Here is an 18,134-nt window from a genome sequence, read left to right on the forward strand (position 1 = left end):
TCTGCGGCCCTCATCGACGATGCCGTCGGCCGCGTCCTCGATGGCCGTCCCCGCGTTCTCCAGCCGCGGGAGAAGCCTCGCCCCTTCGATCCTCAAGCGTGACATCCACGAGAAGATCCGGCGTCACCGACGGGATGGCCACCGGAAGACGCGCGTCGCGGGCAGGACCCTTCCCGCCCGAGACCAGCGGGGACGATTCGGAGACACCGCTGGCTATTTCGCGTTGCGGGTGCCGGTCATGGTCGCGTACACCACGATGTTGTCCGTGTAGCTGTGGTTCTTCGCGTTGTAGACGCCGCCACAGGTGATCAGCCGGAGCCCGGACGTGGCGATGTTGCCATACACCCGGTTCGTCGGGAACGTCGTCTTGCCCACCTGCTCGACGCCGTCCACCGTGAAGATCGCGCTCTTGCCGTCCGCGCGGCGGACCTCGATCTTGTTGCCGCGCTGGAGTTCCCGGAGCCGGCTGAAGACAGCCGCGCCGGAACGGGTGTTCACGTGGCCGAGGATCACCGCCGGTCCGAGCTCTCCGGGGGCGGGCCCCAGCCGGTACCACGCGGCGATCTTGGGCCGGCTCAGCGACGGCGTCTGGATCTCGCCCGACTTCAGCACGCCCACCGAGCCGAGCGCGGCGTTGACACCGATCGACGGGATGCGGATCCTGATCGGCTTGGCCGACGCCGTCTTGCCCGTCTTCGACGTGGACGAGGACGACGCCGAGGACGAGGACGAGGAGGTCGCGGTCGTCGTGATCGTCAGCGGAGGCAACGGCTGGAGCGCGGGCAGCGGCGGGGGCGCGGTCGGCGCGGCGGCGGTCAGCGGCGTCCCCGGACCGCCGGGACCCACGGTCGGCGGCAGGAACGTCCCGGCCCCCTGCAGGGCGACCACCTCGCCCGGGACCGGCCTCGCCGCCTCCACCTCCTCCTGCGTGGGCGACAGCACGGCGAGCAGCCCCGCCATGATGGCCGCGATGCCGCCGAACGACCCGCCCACGAGCAGCGTGGCGAGCACAGGCTGGGGCAGCGACTTCCGCGCCTTCGGCACCGGAACGGCCGCAGGGGCCGGAGCGGCGCCGGGAACCGCAGCCACCGAAACTCCCGTGGGAGCCGCGGCGGTCACGGGAGTCGGTACGGCAGTGGGAGCCGGAGCAGTCTCGCCGCTCCCGACCGGTCCGGCGGGCGCGCCCGCCTGAGCCGGTACGGCAGGCCCGGCGGCGGCCTGTGCCGCGGGCTGTGCCGGAAGAGAGGTCTCCTGTGTCGCAGGCTGCGCCGGAGGAGTGACCTCCTGTCCCTGGGACGGGGCCGGAGAAGCCGTCTCGTCGACGGCCTGGCCGCCGCTCGCCTCGGTCCCAGCCGCCGGAGCCGGGGCCGGACCGGTCGCACCGGTGCCGGTGGCCGGGTCCGGCTGCCCCGCGCTGCTCTGCGCGGCGTCTCCGTCGGCCCGGGGCGTGTCGTCGTGCGCGTCAGGAGTCGAGTTCATCTCCGTCAATCCCCTCAAACCGTCCGCGACCGGTCATTGGCGTGCGCCGCGCGCCTGCGCAGGAGCACGACCCCGCTGAAAACGCCGCCGAAGACCATGGCGCCGCCGGAGCCGATCAACACCGCCGCGGAGGCACGCGACGTCTCCGGCGCCTCTCCGGTCTGGGCTCCGCCCTTCGGCGTGACCTTCACCTGAGGCGAGGTCGGCGTGCTCGCCGGCAGCGTGATCGTCGTGGTGATCGTCGGCGTCGGGCTGCCGAGAATGACCACGCTCGTCAGCTTGCTGTCCGAAGGAGTAGGGGAAGAGCCGCCCCCCGTCACGCCCGAACTCTTACTGGGAGTAGCACTGGGGCTGCCCGGAAGCGGCGACGTCACCGACCCTGACGGGTTGGACGACGGGTCCCCAGACGGATTGGATGAGGGCTCCCCAGTCGGGTTGGACGACGGGCTCTGTCCCGGGCTCTGCGTCGGGCTTCCTACGACAACGCGAATGGCAGTGGGTTTGAGCACGGGCTCACATGTGGCGCGAAACTGCTTCGGCGGATCCGCGAGTTCTTCAGTGACAACACGGAAGGCGTCCACCATCGCCCACTTGTCGTCGAGCTTCGCCACCTTCAACTCGTGCGGGCCATAGGGCAGGCCGCGCATTCCCCATAGCGTGTAGTTGCCCTGGTTGGCGACCCCCGCGTGGGATCCGTCCGGGTTCTTCGAAGCGTCGGCTGTGGCTGGAATACCTGGCCGACCGTCAATCGTGAACTGCACCTTGCCCGCCCGGGAGTCCTGCTCAGTGATGAAGTCGACGCCCGTACCAGTGAACTTGAAATACGCCTCGGCGAAGTTCGCCTCAGTCGCGTGGACGTCCCTGCCGACATCGTGAAAGTTCAGGTCACGGTCGTTGGAGTCCGTCCACTCCGCGCTATACGAGACAGCGGGGTCGTCGTCGTTGAAAAGCGCCTCGGACGGAGGCGGGGTGAAGTCGATGAGAAGCCGACGCGGCTTGATCTCGATGACGCCGGGGGCCGTCGTAGTGACGGCACCAGAGATCAACGCAGGCAGCGTCAACTGATCGCCATCGGGCAACTGCGTCTGCTCCTGGGAGCCGAGCGACTTCAACTCGCCGCTCCAAAGCCCGCCGATGCCGACCACACCAGTCGCGCTGACCCGCGCGCCGGCCTTGAACAGGCCTGGTGAGAGGAACCGGCTCTGGTCCTTGTACTTGATGCCCCATCTGATGTCGAGCGGCTGCCCAACTGTCAGTGCGGTCTGGAGCGTCAGTGTCACTTCCAGGTTGACCGGGGTGCGGGCGACACCATTCGTGCAGACGTAGTCGAGGTCCACTTCAACAGCTTCCGCAGCAGCCGAGCCGGGAGTGGAGAGGAGCGCACAACCCAGTCCACCCAGAACAAGGGTCATCGCCACTCGTCGACGACCCGATCGCGACTTAGCCACCACATGCTCCGATCACGAAGGCGGCTCATCAGCCAGCCCATAGCAAACCGAAGGTAGATCTTATGGGTTTCAACTGTTCTGAAGGAGGACGAGAACCGGAAAGGTGGCGTACTTGTAACCCAGCGTTCCCTTTGGCACCGCATCCGCACGATTGCGACGTCGCCGACGACCGGGCGAACCGGGACAGTCCGGCCCGTATACCTCGGAGTAACAGAATCGTATTCTGGTCGGGCGAGATGTCCCCCGGCCCGGAAGGCGTGTCCGATGCAGCGAGACCTCTTCGAGGACGAGCACCTCCTCTTCCGCCAGACCGTCCGCGAGTTCCTGGCCCGCGAGGTGGTGCCGCTCCATCCCCAGTGGGAGAAGGACGGCATCGTCCCGCGCGAGGTCTGGAAGAAGGCGGGCGAGATCGGCATGTTCGGCTTCTCCGTCCCCGAGCAGTACGGCGGATCCGGCATCACCGACTTCCGCTACAACGCCGTGGTCGTCGAGGAGATCATCAGGGCCGGCGCGAGCGGCCTCGGATTCTCCCTCCACAACGACGTCATGGCGCCGTACTTCGTCGATCTGACCAACGACGAGCAGAAGGAGCGCTGGCTGCCCGGCTTCGTGTCGGGCGAGCTGATCACCGCGGTCGCCATGACAGAGCCGGGCGCGGGCAGCGACCTGCAGGGCATCCGCACCACCGCCGTACGCGACGGCGACCATTACGTGGTCAACGGGCAGAAGACGTTCATCACCAACGGCATCAACTCCGACCTCGTCGTGGTCGTGACCAAGACGGATCCGACCGCCGGTGCCCGCGGCACCACCCTGCTCGTGGTCGAACGGGGCATGGAGGGCTTCACCCGGGGCCGCAACCTCGACAAGATCGGCATGCACGCGCAGGACACCGCCGAGCTGTTCTTCGACAACGTCCGGGTCCCCGTCGCCAACCGGCTGGGTGACGCGGACGGCCGGGGCTTCGTCCAGCTCATGAACAACCTGCCGCAGGAGCGTCTGTCCATCGCCGTGGGCGCGGTGGCCTCGGCCGAGGCCGTGCTGGAGACCACCATCGAGTACTGCAAGAACCGCACCGCGTTCGGCCGGAGCATCGGCTCCTTCCAGAACACCCGGTTCGTCCTCGCGGAGCTGGCCACCGAGGTCGAGATCGCCCGCCACTACGTGGACAAGTGCGTCACCGCGCTGAACCGCCGCGAGCTCACGGTCGTGGACGCGGCCAAGGCCAAGTGGTGGACCACCGAGCTGCAGAACAAGGTCGTGGACCGCTGCCTGCAACTCCACGGCGGCTACGGCTACATGACGGAGTACCCGGTGGCCAAGGCCTGGCTCGACAGCCGGGTGCAGACCATCTACGGCGGCACGACCGAGATCATGAAGGAGATCATCGGCCGGTCCTTCGGCTTCTAGAGTCCGCCGGCTCAGCGCATGTGCTGACCCCAGACGAGCAGCATGACGATCACGAACACGATCATCACGCTCGCGTACCCGATCGTGCCGAGCCGGAAGAACCTGCGCACCCGGTTGAGCAACCACGCGAACAGGAAGGCCAGGAAGACCAGCAGGATGAGTCCGGGGTCCATGCCGACCAGTATGCGGCGGATTCTCCGCGTGTGCGGGGGTGATCCGACGCCGACCCGGCCGGGCGGGCCGTACGTCGAGGTCGGAGGAGCCCCGGCCGGGACAGCGGTCAGCCGCCCGTGGTCTCCAGGATGATCCGGGCGACCAGCGCGGGATCGTCGCTCATCGGGACGTGGCCGCAGCCCGCCAGCAGCTTGACCCGCTGCTGCGCCCACCGCCCGGCGCGTACGGCCTGGCGGCGCGGCAGGAGCCGGTCGTGGTCGCCCCAGGCGATCGTGATCGGCGCCTTCGGCGGCGCGGGCGGGGCCAGCCACGCGAAGGAGTTCAGCATCTCGTCGAAACCGGCGGCGTTCCGCAGCGCCTCCGTGCCGAGCAGGATCTCCTCGTCGGGAATCCTGCTCGGGTCGGCCACGAGCAGCCCCAGGGAGGCCGCCCGCCCGAGGGCCGACGACATCAACGCGGCGGCCGTCCCCTCCGACGTGCGACTCGCCGCCCTCCTCAACGCCCGCAACGCCATGCGCGCGTACAGGAGCTCGGTGCGGGACCAGAACCCGGCGGGAGACAGCGCGACGGCGGTGCGGACGACACCGCGCGAAGCCATGTCGAGCGCCACGTAACCGCCCAGCGAGTTGCCCGCGACGTGCGGCTGCGAGATGCCGAGCCCGTCCCAGAACTCCTCGATCGCGAACGCCACCGTCTCCGCGTTGTACGGCGTGTCCGGCGCGAACGGCGGCGAGGCGCCGAACCCGGGGAAGTCAACGGCGATCACATCGTGCCGCTCCGCGAGCAGATCCATGACCGGCAGCCACGCCTGCCAGTGATGCCCGATGCCGTGCAGCAGGACGAGGGGCGGCCCCGTCCCCCGGCGCTCGTACGTCAGCTCCATACGTGCGAGTCAAGCACCCGGGGGGCGGGCCGTACAGGACGACTCAGCGACCGCCGACCGGAATCTCGAACCAGACCGCCTTGCCCTCGCGGGTGGGACGCGACCCCCAGCGCTTGGCGAGCTGGTCGACGAGGTAGAGGCCGCGGCCGCCCTCGTCGTTCTCCCCGGCGCTGCGGATGCGCGGCAGCCGCAGGTCCTGGTCGAACACCTCGACCCAGACGGACTCCTCGCCGCGGCGCAGCCGCAGCGTGAACTCCTTGTCGCTGACGACCTCGTCCTCGAAGCCGGGGACGTCCCACGACTCGTCGAACGGCAGCGGCGGACCGTCCATGATCAGGTCGCGGCGGGGGACGTTGGCGCTCGCCGCGTGCAGAACCACGTTGGTGACGACCTCGGACACCAGCAGGCAGGCCAGCTCGGCGCGCTCCTCCGGGACCTCCCAGCGCTCGAACGCGTCGGACGCCATGCGCCGCGCCTCGCCCACCATGATCGGCTGGGCGGGGAAGGTCTGCTCCTCGTACTGGAGCTCGGCGCCAACCGAGCGGATCACGAGGATCGCCATGTCGTCGTCGATCTCTCCGGGGATGGCGGTGGTCGCCGCGTCGGCGATCCGCTCGACGCTGTCCCCGGCGATCTTCGCGACCTTGTCGCAGAGCATCCGCAGTGTCTCGTCCTCGCTCGGCGGCTGCTCCTCCGAGTCGCGCGGGGGCCGCCGGTCGACCAGGCCGTCGGTGTAGAGCAGCAGCGCCGCGCCGGGCGGCAGAGTCCGGGTCTCCTCCTTGTAGACCAGGTCGGCGTGGACGCCCTTGGCGTGGACGCCGAGCGGCTGGCCGACCTCACTGATGTCGAGCTCGGTGACGTTGCCGTTGACGATCAGCAGCGGCGGCGCGTGCCCGGCGTTGGCGAACGAGAGCTGCCGGGACCAGGCGTCGTAGACGAGGTACTGGCAGGTGACGATCGGCGGGTTGGTGATGTCCTCGCCGAAGTCGTCGCGTTCCGGGGCGGCGACGATCCGGGTCCACTCGTCCAGGCGGGCGAGGATGTCGGCGGGCGGCTTGTCGTCCTGGGCGAAGGCGCGCAGCGCGGCGCGGAGCTGCCCCATGACGGCGGCCGCCTTGGCCCCACGCCCCTCGACGTCGCCGATGACGATGCCAACCCGGCCGGCCGACAGCGGGATCACGTCGTACCAGTCGCCGCCGACCTGTGTCTGGATGCCCTGGCCGTGCGAGACGAGCGGCGCGGCCGGGCAGTAGCGGACCGCGATCTCCAGACCGTCGAGCGTCGGCAGCTCTCGCGGCAGCAGGTGCTTCTGGAAGGACTCGGCGGTGTGCCGCTCCTCCTCGAACAGCAGCGCGTTGTCGACGGCCACCGCCACCCGGGTGGCGATCGCGCCGACGAAGTCGCGGTCGAACGTGTCGTAGTGCGGCGAGCGCCGGTCGGTGAGGTTGGACAGGCTGAGGTACATCAGACCGAGCGTCTCGCCGCGGACGCACAGCGGCGCCACGATGGCGGAGGTCATGCCGATCTCGCCGCAGATGCGGACCGACGCCTCGCTCGGCGCGGGATAGCTGACCTGGGAGAAGTCCTCGATGAGGATGGTCTCCTGGCGGCGCAGGGCCGTGTCGGCGTAGTGACCGGGGGGATACCTGACCTCGCCGCCGACCGGCAGCCACGACTCCGGCGGCGGCGACCAGCCGTTCACGTGGTGGGAGACCTTGCGGATCAGCCGGTCGCCCTCGACCAGCTCGATGAAGCAGTGGTCCGCGAACTGCGGCACCAGCATGTCCGCGACCCGGTTGAGCGTCTCCTCCACGTACAGCGAGCCGGCCAGCCGCTCACCGATGCGCTCCAGCAGACCGAAACGGTCCTTCTCGCGCTCGTTGCTGCGCATGGCCTCGCGCGCGGTGATCACGATGCCGGTGACCGAGCCGGACGGATGCCGCAGGGGGACGGCCTGGGCCCGCACGTAGATCATCGTGCCGTCGGCGCGGACGATGTCGAAGGTGCCCTCCCAGACGCCTCCCCTGAGCACGCTCTTGGCCAGCTCGGCGGTCAGCGGGTGGTCCTTCTCGGTGGTGATGCCGAGAGAGAGGAGCGACTCCTTGCCCTCGTCCCCGCCCGGACGGCCGAACAGCCGCTCGGCGAACGGGTTCCAGTAGAGGACGTTGCTGAACCTGTCGGTGACGACGACGGCCATCTCGGCCTGGTCCAGCACGGAACCCGCGGTGAGGTGGTCCGCGCTGTCCTGCGAGAGGTCCCCCCAACGTTTCATCCGACGATCACCCCTTGGGGGCGGGTGTTCGCAAAGCGGACCACTGGCGCTCCTGCCTGAACAGAGGCTGGGTTCTGACGAGAGAGGAGGGGCTCCCTGCTGTGACTCACCAAACGAATTCGATCATCGTCTCGTGACGAAGACGTGCGCGGCGACGTCGCGCGGAAGTTCCACAAGGCCGATCTCCGCTTCACCGTCACCCGTCACCCGTACACCGTCATCGCTCGCCGCGAGCGTCACCTCGCGTCCGGGTTGTATCCCAACTTGCTTGAGTTTAAGCATCACGGCGGGATCGCTTTGCACTTGTTCGCTAATTCGGCGCACTACAGCGGGTACATCCCTGGGTCCGGCCAGATCGATCAGGGACAGAATCTGATCCTCCTTGACCGAACCGGGCTGATCCACGCCCAGCTCGCCGAGCCCCGGGATGGGGTTCCCGTGCGGGCACGTGGTGGGGTTGTCAAGGAGGCCGACCAGGCGCGTCTCCACGGACTCCGACATCACGTGCTCCCAGCGGCACGCCTCGATGTGCACCTCCTCCCACGGCAATCCGATCACCTGGGTCAGGAGGCACTCGGCGAGGCGGTGCTTGCGCATGACCCTGATCGCCAGGGTGCGGCCGAGGTCGGTCATGCTCAGATGCCGGTCACCCTCCACCTTGACCAGCCCGTCGCGCTCCATCCGGGCGACCGTCTGGCTGACAGTGGGGCCGCTCTGCTGGAGCCGCTCCGCGATGCGCGCGCGCAGCGGAACGATGCCCTCCTCTTCCAGCTCGAAGATCGTCCGGAGGTACATCTCGGTGGTATCGATCAGGCCGTGTGCGGTCAACGTTCCTCCCGTCCTGTAATCGATGCTACGAGCTTCCGATGTGTTCGCAGCCGACCCTATTGGGGAAGCGACATGGGATGGCAAACATCGGTGCGGAACGTTTTCTTCCAGGGGAGATCAGCCTCCCCGCGCTACGTGAGGCCGCCCGCCGGTGCCAGGGGTGCGACCTCTATCGGAACGCCACGCAGACCGTCTTCGGAGAGGGCGTTCCGGACGCCCGCTACATGCTCGTGGGCGAGGAACCGGGAGATCAGGAGGACCGCCAGGGGGCGCCGTTCGTCGGCCCCGCGGGCCGCGTGCTGGACCGCGCCCTTGAGGAGGCGGGCATCGACCGCGAAACCGTCTACGTGACCAACGCCGTCAAGCACTTCAAGTTCCAGCCGCGCGGCAAGCGCAGGATCCACCAGAAGCCGACCGCCGCAGAGATCGACGCGTGCCACCCGTGGCTCGCCGCGGAGATGAGCCTGGTGAACCCGGAGATCACCGTGATCCTCGGCGCCACCGCCGCACGCGCGCTGCTCGGTCCCGCGTTCCGGGTGACCCGGGAGCGCGGACGGCCCCTCCCCCGTTCGGAGGGAGGCTTCTACATCGCGACCGTGCATCCCTCGTCGATCCTCCGGGCGCCGGACAGGGACGCGGCCTACGCCGGCTTCCTCTCCGATCTCCGGGTCGCCGCCGCGCTGCCCTGAACGCCGGCGCCTCGATGAGGGGCCGTGAGGGTCAGGGCGCGAGGCGTTCCAGGACCCATCCCGCGCCGGCCCGCCGGTAGCGCAGCCGGTCATGCATCCGGTCGGTCTGCCCCTGCCAGAACTCCATCTCCTCCGGGATGACCCGGAACCCGCCCCAGAAGTCCGGTGTCGGCGGGTCCTCCGGCCAGCGCTCGGCCAGCGCCGCGTACCTCTCGTCCAGTTCTTCGCGGGACCGCACCACCGCCGACTGGCGCGACGCCCACGCCGCGACGCGGGAGCCGTACGGGCGGGAGCGGAAGTAGGAGTCGGAGTCGTCGCGGGACACCCGGACGACGCGGCCCTCGATGCGGACCTGGCGGCGGATGGGATGCCACGGGAAGAGCAGGCAGGCCCGGGGGTTCTCGCCGAGGTCGCGCCCCTTGCGGGACTCGTAGTTGGTGAAGAAGACGAAGCCGCGCTCGTCGAATCCCTTCAACAGGACGGTGCGCGCGGACGGCCGGCCACCGGCGGAGCTGGTGGCCACGATCATGGCGTTGGGCTCGGGCAGCCCCGCCTCGACCGCGTCGCCGAACCACACCGCGAACTGGGCCACCGGGTCGTCGGAGAGGCCGGATTCGAGCAGGGGTTCGCCCTCGTAGCTGTGCCGGAGGCCGGGCAGATGAGAAGCGGTGTCCACGGAACGGTATTGTTGCGCGCTTGACAGAGGACGCCTACATCAGCCCCTACCAGGGACAACGGCGTTTCATAGGGACCGGCGGGAACCCAGTGGAACCCTGCGGGTTAAATTGACCCGCCGGTATCTCGACATCAAGGCTTTTGACTTCACAAGAGAGGGAGGCGGCCGAAGTGTCCGACTTCAAACCCGGACTCGAAGGCGTGGTGGCTTTCGAGACCGAGATCGCGGAACCGGACAAAGAAGGGGGCGCCCTTCGCTACCGGGGCGTCGACATCGAGGAACTCGTGGGCCAGGTCTCGTACGGGCACGTCTGGGGCCTGCTCGTGGACAACGAGTTCCAGCCGGGACTGCCTCCGGCCGAGCCCTATCCCGTTCCCGTCCACTCCGGTGACATCCGCGTCGACGTGCAGAGCGCGCTCGCGATGCTCGCCCCCGCCTACGGTTTCCGCCCGCTCCTCGACATCGACGACGCCCAGGCCCGCGACGACCTCGCCCGCGCCTCGGTGACCGCGCTGTCGTTCGTGGCGCAGTCCGCCCGCGGCCTGGGCCTGCCGATGGTCCCGCAGAAGCGCGTCGACGAGGCCCAGAGCATCGTCGAGCGGTTCATGGTCCGCTGGCGTGGCGAGCCGGATCCCAAGCACGTCAAGGCCATCGACGCGTACTGGACCTCGGCTGCCGAGCACGGCATGAACGCCTCCACGTTCACCGCCCGTGTGATCGCCTCCACCGGCGCCGACGTCGCCGCCGCCCTGTCGGGCGCGGTGGGCGCGATGTCCGGTCCGCTGCACGGTGGCGCCCCCGCCCGCGTGCTGCACATGATCGAGGGCGTCGAGCAGGTCGGCGACGCCAAGAAGTACGTCCAGGCCGAGCTGGACAAGGGCCAGCGGCTCATGGGCTTCGGCCACCGGGTCTACCGGGCCGAGGACCCCCGCGCCCGGGTGCTGCGCCGTACGGCCAAGGAGCTGGGCGCGCCGCGCTACGAGGTCGCCGCCGCCCTGGAGCAGGCCGCCCTGGAGGAGCTGCACGCCCGCAAGCCCGACCGCGTGCTCGCGACCAACGTCGAGTACTGGGCGGCCGTCATCCTCGACTTCGCCGAGGTTCCGGCCCACATGTTCACCTCCATGTTCACCTGCGCGCGCACCGCCGGCTGGGCCGCGCACATCCTCGAGCAGAAGCGCACGGGCAGGCTGGTCCGCCCCAGCGCGAACTACGTCGGCCCTTCCCAGCGCTCGATCAACGACGTCCCCGGCGCGGCCGAAGTCATCGGCAAGATCTGACCTGAACACCGCCGACGTCCCGTCGGCTGTCTCCCCGATTCGGCCCGCACATCCGGTGCGGGCCGTTTCCGTTTTCCGGCCTCTCCCCGAGGCCCCCGGATGCGCGGACGGCGCGGTCAGGGGCGGCCGGACTGCTCGCCCGGCGGAGCGTCGGGAAGGCGCGCGCAGAGCGGGTCGGCGGGTGGCCGCTCGTCCATGTCCAGCAGCCCGCACCGGACCATCGGCACGGCGTGCCGCGGCGCGGAGTCGCTCACCTTCATGATGGCGACGACCTTGTTCGCGGGATCGTGCCGCTCGGCGTACACGAAGTCGATCACCCCGCTCGACCCGTTCCAGGCGGCCTGCCGCGAGGTGAGGACGAGCTCGTAGAGGACGTCCCCCTTACTGGGCAGCGCTCCGCCCCGGTAGGCCCGGTTCGCCGCCTGGTAGACCACGCTGATCGCGTCGTACGTGAGGATCAGGTTGTCGTCGGAGGCGTTCGGATGGCCTCCCTTCAGCAGGCCGTAGACGAACGCGGTGGGCGCGTCCGAGCTGCTCCGCCACAGCTCGCGGCCGGCCAGCGCCGCGTGGTAGACCTCGACCCGGCGCAGGCTCGTGATCTCGTCCCCGTGGTCGGCCACGACCTTGATGACGTCGTCGCTGGCGATGACCCGCACCGTCTCCGGCCCGCACGCCTTGCCCTCCAGCGCCCGCAGGAAGTCGAGGAACTCCGGCGCCCGGCTGGCGTAGAGGTACACGTCGGGCCGTCGGCGGCAGGCGTCCAGGGCCGCCTTGGAGATGCCCCCGCCGTCCACGCTGTAGTAGATGCGGGCGCGCAGGGCGACACGTTCCGCGCCGAGCGCGGTGACCAGGTCGTCGGCCAGGTTGTCGGTGTACTGGTCGCCGGGCGTACCGTCCTGCACGATGACCGCCGACGGGGACGCCACACCGTGCAGGAGCGTACGGCGGGCGAACCGGGAGACGAGGGCGGCCTCGCGGAAGTTCGTCGGCCCCGCGTGGAAGTAGTACGGGGAGGGATAGCCGGCGTCGCGGTCGATCGAGCCGTCCCTGATGTAGCCGAGCCGGTCGGCGGTCCCGGTGGTGCCGACCATCGGGATCTTCGCCTCGTGCAGCACCTGGATGGCCTCCTGGACGCCCGCCACGCTGCGCGGGAAGCCGACCACGCCGACCACGTGGGGGTCGCTCTCGGCCAGCTCCCTGATCAGCTCGGCGCCGCGCCGCCCCTGCCGGAGGTTGTCGCCGGAGTTCGCGACCAGCACCCGGAGCCGCGGCGTGCTGGCGACCGTGCGCTGGTACTCCTCGACCGCCGCCAGCTCGGCCAGCGCGCCCGCCCGCCGGCTGTCCTCCGGCACGGTGTCCCTGATGGAGTACTCGCCGAACAGCACCACGCTGACGTAGGAGCCGGCCTCCTCGGCGGAGGCGTTGTTCCGGTCGATCTTCGCGATCAGCGTGGTGACGTCGCCGGTGAACAGGTCGCCGGGGGCGGGGCCGTCGGCGTTGACCACGCCCACGCACTCCCCGTCGATCCGCTCGGCGAAGGAGAGGCCGCCGCAGTGCGCGAGCCGGTCCCGCTGGTTCTGCACCGCCCAGACGGCCGGGCCGACGACCAGCAGCGCCACCGCCGACCAGTAGCCGATCGCCCGCAACCGCCCTCGCAGCATGCGCGGCCGGTGGTCGGCGTCCGGGAGGGGGCCGTCGGCGGCCACCACCATGCGCAGGCGGGGCACCCGCCGCCGCACCTTCCCGCGCCACCCCTCGACCAGTGCGGGGAGCCTCCTGAGGTCGGCGGGCACGGCGCTCCGCCGTTCGTCCTTGAGCTCGTCCGGGAGCGCGGCGATGACCAGGATCGGGGCCGGCAGCCCGGTCTCCTCGGTGGTCTCCTCCAGGATCCGCAGGAACCGCTCGGTGGCCTCGCCATGCCGCCGCGCCTCCAGGACGAGCATGCCGTACAGGCCGCGCCCCCAGCTCGGCCAGGGGATGATCCACCTCTGGTACGCCTGCCGGAGGTCCTGGCAGAAGGCGTGGATCAGCAGCCTGTCGATCTCGTCGTCGCCCGCGTTGGCCAGCCGGAGGGCGTACCTGGGGAGCCGTTCGAACCGCCGCCTCGTCAGGTACGGCTGCCGCCTGAACCAGCCGTTGAAGAACGATCCCCTGATGGACAGCACGGCCTGCAGCGCCGTACCGGCCAGGCGGATCGGCCACGACGGGGGTCTCCCGGACGGGAACGCGGTTTCGACTCAGTGCATGATCAATTGCTGCGGCACACCATGATGTCTCACATTGCGGACCTGGGTCTAGACCATGGCCGCGGCTCACTACGCTGGATGCGTGGCTGACATCGTGATTCCCGCTGACATCAAGCCCGCCGACGGCCGATTCGGCTGCGGGCCCTCGAAGGTACGCCCTGAGCAGCTCTCGGCTCTCGCGGGAGCCGGCGCGAGCATCATGGGCACCTCACACCGCCAGAAGCCGGTCAAGGACATGGTCGGCCGGGTGCGCGCGGGCCTGTCCGAGCTGTTCTCGCTCCCCGAGGGGTACGAGGTCGTCCTCGGCAACGGCGGCACCACCGCGTTCTGGGACATCGCCGCCTTCGGCCTGGTGCGCGAGAAGTCGCAGCACCTCCAGTTCGGCGAGTTCTCGTCCAAGTTCGCGACCGTGGTCAAGAAGGCGCCCTGGCTGGGCGATCCGACGGTGATCAAGTCCGAGGTGGGCAGCCACCCCACGGCGGTGGCCGAGGACGGCATCGACGTCTACGCGCTCACCCACAACGAGACCTCGACCGGCGTCGCCATGCCGATCAAGCGCGTCGCCGACGACGGCTCGCTGGTCCTGGTCGACGCGACCAGCGGCGCGGGCGGCCTGCCCGTCTCGGCCGAGGAGTTCGACGTCTACTACTTCGCCCCGCAGAAGAGCTTCGCCTCCGACGGCGGCCTGTGGATCGCGCTGTTCTCGCCCGCGGCGCTGGCCCGGGTCGAGGAGATCTCCGCCTCCGGCCGCTACGTCCCCGAGTTCTTCAGCCTGCCGGTCGCGATCGACAACTCCACGAAGAACCAGACGTACAACACCCCGGCGCTCGCCACGCTGTTCCTGCTGGCCGACCAGATCGACTGGATGAACTCCCAGGGCGGCCTGGCCTGGACTACGGCTCGCACGGCCGACTCTGCCTCCCGGCTGTACAACTGGGCGGACAAGAGCTCCTACGCCACGCCGTTCGTCACCGACCCGGCGCAGCGGTCCAACGTGGTCGGCACGATCGACTTCGACGAGTCGGTCGACGCCGCCGCCGTGGCCAAGGTGCTGCGCGCCAACGGCATCGTCGACACCGAGCCGTACCGCAAGCTCGGCCGCAACCAGCTCCGCATCGCGATGTTCCCGGCCATCGACCCGGCCGACGTCGAGGCGCTGACCGGCTGCGTCGACTACGTGGTCGAGCGCCTCTGATCGGCTCCCGTCCGCGACGCCACCGGGCCGGCACGCCAGCGCGCGTGCCGGCCCGCGGCGTACCCGGGCCCGTGCCAGGCGGGCGAACCCGTGCAAAAGAAGTCATCGGACCTCCGTAAAGTTTTCTCCCGCACGCACAGAAATGGGACAGGAGCGACGGTGACTTCGACCTCGGGGGGTCTGCGGGCTCGGCAGCGCAGCCTGGGTTATCTGATGTTCGCCAGCAGGTGGCTGCAGGTGCCCCTCTACCTCGGGCTGATCGTGGCCCAGGGGGTCTACGTATGGCAGTTCATGGTCGAGCTGTGGCATCTGGTCACCGGCGACTTCAGCGCGAGCGGCATGAACGTCGAGCAGTCGGTGATGCTCAGCGTGCTCGGCCTCATCGACGTCGTGATGATCTCCAACCTGCTCATCATGGTGATCGTGGGCGGATACGAGACGTTCGTGTCGCGGATCAACCTTGACGGCCACCCCGACGAGCCCGAGTGGCTGTCCCACGTCAACGCGAACGTGCTCAAGGTCAAGCTGGCCACCGCGATCATCGGCATCTCGTCGATACACCTGCTGCAGACGTTCATCAGGGCCCGCGAGATGAGCACCGACACGATGCTGTGGCAGACCGTGATCCACCTGGTGTTCATCCTGTCCGCGATCGGGCTGGCCTTCATCGACCGGATGCTCAACTCCTCGGCCAACGACCGCGGCCATTGACCGACGGCGAGGCCGGCTACGGGCCACAGCCGGCTCGGGGACGCCCCAGAAGCGCCACAGGCGGCCGATCATCGTCGCTTGCCCCTCTTTGTCTCGCGGGCGAGCGACGGCCGCTCCTGGAGGCCGTCAGGCGCTCCCGGACCTGACGGGTCTCAGGCCCTTTCCGGTACGGCACGGCGGCGGAACAGCCAGGCGGCGAGCACCCCGCCGATCAGGCCGAAGAGGTGGCCCTGCCACGAGACCCCCGGCTCGCCCGGCAGCGCGCCCCAGAGGATCGAGTAGTACAGGACGGCAACGACCACGCCGAGCAGGATGTCCAGGGCGCGCCGGTCGAACAGGCCGCGCGCGACGACGTACCCGAAGTAGCCGAAGACGAGGCCGCTGGCGCCGACCGTGAGCGTGCCCGGCGGACTCGTCAGCCAGACGCCGGCGCCGCTCACCAGGACGATGACGAGGCTGGCCGCCAGGAACCTGCCGACGCCGCGTATCGCGGCCAGGAAGCCCAGGATGAGCAGGGGAACCGAGTTGGCCATCAGGTGGCCGAACCCGTCGTGCAGGAACGGAGCGAACAGGATGCCGGGCAGGCCGTCGGGATCCTGCGCGACGATGCCGTACCGGTCGAGCGCGCCGTCCTCGACGTAGTCGACGACCTCGACCGCCCACATGGCGCCCAGGAGGACGGTCATGATGATCGCGCTGCCGAGCGCGCCGCTCAGGAGACCGACGACGCGGTCACGGGCCGACCGACCGGGAGGGGGAACCGGTTCCCCGGAGTCGTTCATCCTTTCACCGTACGTTCTGTGTTCATTGGCGCTCGCTTCGCTCGCGCGGGCCCGGGGCGCCCCTTAAAGGCGGCACCCGTCCCCTCGGCGGGCGGCCGGAGGGGACGGGGGACGCGACGACGGCGTCAGGCGCCGGTCCACCTGGGCGGGCGCTTCTCCGCGAACGCGGCGGCACCCTCCATCGCGTCGGCCGAGCCGAAGATCGGATTGGCGATCTCGCCCTGCTTGGCGAACATCTCCTCCCGCGACCAGTCGGCCGACTCGACCACGATCTTCTTGGTCGCGGCAAGCGCCAGAGGGGCGTTGGCCGCGATGGTGCGGGCCAGCTCCAGGGCTCCGGCGAGCGCGCCGCCCGCCGGGGTGACCCGGTTGACCAGGCCCAGCTCGTACAGCCGGGCCGCCGGATAGTGGTCGCCGGTCAGGGCGATCTCCATGGCGACGTGGTACGGAATACGCCGGGGCAGCCGCATGATGCCGCCCGCGGCGGCGACCAGCCCGCGCTTGGGCTCGGGCAGCCCGAACTTGGCCTCCTCGGAAGCGACGACGACGTCGCAGGAGAGCACCAGCTCGAAGCCGCCGGCCAGGGCGTACCCCTCGACCGCCGCGACGAGGGGCTTCTTCGGCGGGTTCTCGGTGAGCCCACCGAACCCGCGGCCCTCGACGACCGGCATGTCGCCGTTGAGGAAGCCCTTCAGGTCCATGCCCGCACAGAACGTGCCGCCCGCGCCGGTGAGCACGACGGCGGAGACGTCCTTGCGCTCGTCCAGCTCGTCCATCGCCGCGGCGATCCCCCGGGCCACCGGGCCGTTGACCGCGTTCCTGGCCTGAGGACGGTTGATCGTGACGACGGCGACGCCGCCGTCGACCTCTACGAGAACCTCGTCAGACACGTGATCCCCTTGCTTACTTGGGCTGGAATCGGATGGCGCCGTCGAACCGGATGACCTCGCCGTTCATGTAGTCGTTCTCGATCAGGCTGCGGACGAGGTGGGCGAACTCCGACGGGCGTCCCATGCGCTTCGGGAACGGCACGGGCGCGGCCAGCTTGGCCTTGAACTCCTCGGCGTTCTTGTCGCCGATCTTGCCGTAGATCGGGGTGTCGATGATCCCCGGGCAGATCGTGAGCACGCGCACGCCGACCGCCGCGAGGTCGCGGGCGGCCGGGAGGGTCATGCCGATGATGCCGCCCTTGGACGCGGAGTAGGCCACCTGGCCGGTCTGGCCCTCGATGCCCGCGACGGAGGAGGTGTTGATGACCACGCCGCGCGCGCCGTCGGCGTCCACCGGCTCGGTCTTGGCCATCGCCGCCGCGCCGATGCGCAGGAGGTTGAAGGTGCCGATCAGGTTGACGTCGATGACCTTGCGGTAGGACGCGAGATCGTGCGGGGAGCCGTCCCGCCCGACGGTGCGGGCCGCCCAGCCGATGCCGGCGCTGTTGACCACCGCGCGCAGCGGCTTGCCGGTGGCGACCGCGGTGTCGACCGCTGCCTGCACCGACGCCTCGTCGGACACGTCCGTCTGGACGAAGACGCCGCCGAGCTCGTCGGCGATCGCCTTGCCCTGCTCCACGTTCAGATCGGCGATGACCACGGTCGCGCCGACGCGCGCCAGCTCGCGTGCCGCCGCCTCACCAAGGCCGCTGGCACCGCCCGAAATGATCGCTGCTGCTCCGTTGAGATCCATAGCCGGACCTTAACGCGACAACCGAATGAAGTTCTACTCAGGGTGGGTCAAAATAGCGGTGTCCACGTCGGGATAGACCTTGATGCGCCGGTCGAGCCCGGTCGTCCGCAGAATGCGCGCCACCGGCGGCTGCGGCGCGGCCAGGCAGACGCCCCCGCCCTCGCTCGTCGCGAGCCGCCACGCCTCGATCAGCACGCTCAGCCCGCTGGAGTCCATGAAGGACAGCTCGGCGAGGTCGAGGACGATGGTCGCGCCGTCCTGCATGATCGCGTCGCGTACCTCGTCGCGCAGTATCGGCGCGGTGAACAGGTCGAGCTCTCCCGCGACCACCACGACGACGGCCCCCGAGAGCGATCGACGCGCGAGCCGCAGCTTCATCGT

At 69.7% G+C, this 18,134-nt stretch carries 17 protein-coding genes; 5 read left to right on the forward strand and 12 right to left on the reverse strand.

Annotated features, from left to right (window positions below):
* Nucleotides 1–213: 213 nt before the first annotated feature.
* Complete coding sequence (locus AWQ68_RS41945) at nt 214–1,479, reverse strand: class F sortase (protein ID WP_157544781.1); 1,266 nt, start codon at nt 1,477–1,479, stop codon at nt 214–216.
* A 14-nt stretch (nt 1,480–1,493) separates the two neighbouring features.
* Nucleotides 1,494–2,891 carry a hypothetical protein gene (locus AWQ68_RS02440; RefSeq protein ID WP_157544783.1) on the reverse strand — a complete coding sequence of 466 codons (1,398 nt, stop codon included), beginning with the start codon at nt 2,889–2,891 and terminating at the stop codon, nt 1,494–1,496.
* A gap of 300 nt (nt 2,892–3,191) precedes the next feature.
* Between AWQ68_RS02440 and AWQ68_RS02445 the strand changes: the two genes are divergently transcribed.
* A complete protein-coding gene (locus tag AWQ68_RS02445; protein WP_066933733.1) occupies nt 3,192–4,337 on the forward strand; it encodes an acyl-CoA dehydrogenase family protein in 1,146 nt (381 codons plus the stop codon).
* Between the two features lie 11 nt (nt 4,338–4,348).
* On the opposite strand, the gene AWQ68_RS43385 is transcribed toward AWQ68_RS02445, so the two are convergent.
* The 4 genes from AWQ68_RS43385 to AWQ68_RS02460 all read right to left on the reverse strand — a co-directional run bounded on the left by AWQ68_RS43385 (nt 4,349) and on the right by AWQ68_RS02460 (nt 8,494).
* Entirely contained in the window at nt 4,349–4,510 is a 162-nt protein-coding gene (locus tag AWQ68_RS43385) for a hypothetical protein (protein WP_169808835.1), read from the reverse strand.
* A 107-nt stretch (nt 4,511–4,617) separates the two neighbouring features.
* Nucleotides 4,618–5,394, reverse strand: coding sequence for an alpha/beta fold hydrolase (locus AWQ68_RS02450; RefSeq protein ID WP_066933736.1), 777 nt, complete (start codon nt 5,392–5,394; stop codon nt 4,618–4,620).
* 43 nt (nt 5,395–5,437) lie between these two features.
* Nucleotides 5,438–7,666: an ATP-binding SpoIIE family protein phosphatase gene (locus tag AWQ68_RS02455; protein ID WP_066933739.1), complete on the reverse strand. Its 2,229-nt coding sequence runs from the start codon at nt 7,664–7,666 to the stop codon at nt 5,438–5,440.
* A 123-nt stretch (nt 7,667–7,789) separates the two neighbouring features.
* The gene (locus AWQ68_RS02460; protein ID WP_066933742.1) at nt 7,790–8,494 is read right to left on the reverse strand and encodes an iron-dependent transcriptional repressor DtxR; all 705 of its coding nucleotides are present in this window, start codon (nt 8,492–8,494) and stop codon (nt 7,790–7,792) included.
* A gap of 77 nt (nt 8,495–8,571) precedes the next feature.
* Between AWQ68_RS02460 and AWQ68_RS02465 the strand changes: the two genes are divergently transcribed.
* The gene (locus tag AWQ68_RS02465) at nt 8,572–9,183 is read left to right on the forward strand and encodes a UdgX family uracil-DNA binding protein (RefSeq protein WP_066933745.1); all 612 of its coding nucleotides are present in this window, start codon (nt 8,572–8,574) and stop codon (nt 9,181–9,183) included.
* Nucleotides 9,184–9,214: 31 nt separating this feature from the next.
* Here AWQ68_RS02465 and pdxH read toward each other — a convergent pair whose 3' ends face one another.
* Nucleotides 9,215–9,859 (reverse strand): pyridoxamine 5'-phosphate oxidase, encoded by a 645-nt coding sequence (pdxH, locus tag AWQ68_RS02470; protein ID WP_066933748.1) that lies wholly within the window; start codon nt 9,857–9,859, stop codon nt 9,215–9,217.
* A 170-nt stretch (nt 9,860–10,029) separates the two neighbouring features.
* On the opposite strand from pdxH, the gene AWQ68_RS02475 reads away from it, so the two are divergent.
* On the forward strand, nt 10,030–11,136 hold the full coding sequence (locus AWQ68_RS02475) for a citrate synthase 2 (RefSeq protein ID WP_066933750.1): 1,107 nt from the start codon (nt 10,030–10,032) through the stop codon (nt 11,134–11,136).
* 116 nt (nt 11,137–11,252) lie between these two features.
* Here AWQ68_RS02475 and AWQ68_RS02480 read toward each other — a convergent pair whose 3' ends face one another.
* The gene (locus AWQ68_RS02480; RefSeq protein WP_066933753.1) at nt 11,253–13,301 is read right to left on the reverse strand and encodes an ABC transporter substrate-binding protein; all 2,049 of its coding nucleotides are present in this window, start codon (nt 13,299–13,301) and stop codon (nt 11,253–11,255) included.
* Nucleotides 13,302–13,437: 136 nt separating this feature from the next.
* Between AWQ68_RS02480 and serC the strand changes: the two genes are divergently transcribed.
* The gene (gene serC / locus AWQ68_RS02485) at nt 13,438–14,577 is read left to right on the forward strand and encodes a phosphoserine transaminase (protein ID WP_218006746.1); all 1,140 of its coding nucleotides are present in this window, start codon (nt 13,438–13,440) and stop codon (nt 14,575–14,577) included.
* A 159-nt stretch (nt 14,578–14,736) separates the two neighbouring features.
* Entirely contained in the window at nt 14,737–15,288 is a 552-nt protein-coding gene (locus AWQ68_RS02490) for a TIGR00645 family protein (RefSeq protein WP_084463573.1), read from the forward strand.
* 152 nt (nt 15,289–15,440) lie between these two features.
* On the opposite strand, the gene AWQ68_RS02495 is transcribed toward AWQ68_RS02490, so the two are convergent.
* The 4 genes from AWQ68_RS02495 to AWQ68_RS02510 form a co-directional block, all read right to left on the reverse strand.
* Nucleotides 15,441–16,070, reverse strand: coding sequence for a rhomboid family intramembrane serine protease (locus AWQ68_RS02495; protein WP_066933763.1), 630 nt, complete (start codon nt 16,068–16,070; stop codon nt 15,441–15,443).
* Between the two features lie 125 nt (nt 16,071–16,195).
* Nucleotides 16,196–16,960, reverse strand: a complete 765-nt coding sequence (locus AWQ68_RS02500) for a crotonase/enoyl-CoA hydratase family protein (RefSeq protein WP_066933765.1) — start codon at nt 16,958–16,960, stop codon at nt 16,196–16,198.
* A 13-nt stretch (nt 16,961–16,973) separates the two neighbouring features.
* Nucleotides 16,974–17,753, reverse strand: a complete 780-nt coding sequence (locus tag AWQ68_RS02505; RefSeq protein WP_066933770.1) for an SDR family NAD(P)-dependent oxidoreductase — start codon at nt 17,751–17,753, stop codon at nt 16,974–16,976.
* Nucleotides 17,754–17,786: 33 nt separating this feature from the next.
* The gene (locus tag AWQ68_RS02510) at nt 17,787–18,131 is read right to left on the reverse strand and encodes an STAS domain-containing protein (RefSeq protein ID WP_066933771.1); all 345 of its coding nucleotides are present in this window, start codon (nt 18,129–18,131) and stop codon (nt 17,787–17,789) included.
* Nucleotides 18,132–18,134 lie beyond the last annotated feature (3 nt).

Origin of the sequence: Microtetraspora fusca, assembly GCF_001570365.1 — a bacterium.
GTDB lineage: Bacteria > Actinomycetota > Actinomycetes > Streptosporangiales > Streptosporangiaceae > Microtetraspora > Microtetraspora fusca.

Excerpts from the sequence above, each read along its gene's own strand:
- AWQ68_RS02455 (WP_066933739.1), bottom strand. The coding sequence starts at position 7,666 with ATGAAACGTTGGGGGGACCTCTCGCAGGACAGCGCGGACCACCTCACC.
- AWQ68_RS02450 (WP_066933736.1), bottom strand. The coding sequence starts at position 5,394 with ATGGAGCTGACGTACGAGCGCCGGGGGACGGGGCCGCCCCTCGTCCTG.
- AWQ68_RS02510 (WP_066933771.1), bottom strand. The coding sequence starts at position 18,131 with ATGAAGCTGCGGCTCGCGCGTCGATCGCTCTCGGGGGCCGTCGTCGTG.
- AWQ68_RS02495 (WP_066933763.1), bottom strand. The coding sequence starts at position 16,070 with ATGAACGACTCCGGGGAACCGGTTCCCCCTCCCGGTCGGTCGGCCCGT.
- AWQ68_RS02440 (WP_157544783.1), bottom strand. The coding sequence starts at position 2,891 with ATGACCCTTGTTCTGGGTGGACTGGGTTGTGCGCTCCTCTCCACTCCC.
- AWQ68_RS02445 (WP_066933733.1), top strand. The coding sequence starts at position 3,192 with ATGCAGCGAGACCTCTTCGAGGACGAGCACCTCCTCTTCCGCCAGACC.
- AWQ68_RS02505 (WP_066933770.1), bottom strand. The coding sequence starts at position 17,753 with ATGGATCTCAACGGAGCAGCAGCGATCATTTCGGGCGGTGCCAGCGGC.
- AWQ68_RS02465 (WP_066933745.1), top strand. The coding sequence starts at position 8,572 with ATGGCAAACATCGGTGCGGAACGTTTTCTTCCAGGGGAGATCAGCCTC.
- AWQ68_RS41945 (WP_157544781.1), bottom strand. The coding sequence starts at position 1,479 with ATGAACTCGACTCCTGACGCGCACGACGACACGCCCCGGGCCGACGGA.
- serC (WP_218006746.1), top strand. The coding sequence starts at position 13,438 with ATGGCCGCGGCTCACTACGCTGGATGCGTGGCTGACATCGTGATTCCC.
- AWQ68_RS43385 (WP_169808835.1), bottom strand. The coding sequence starts at position 4,510 with ATGGACCCCGGACTCATCCTGCTGGTCTTCCTGGCCTTCCTGTTCGCG.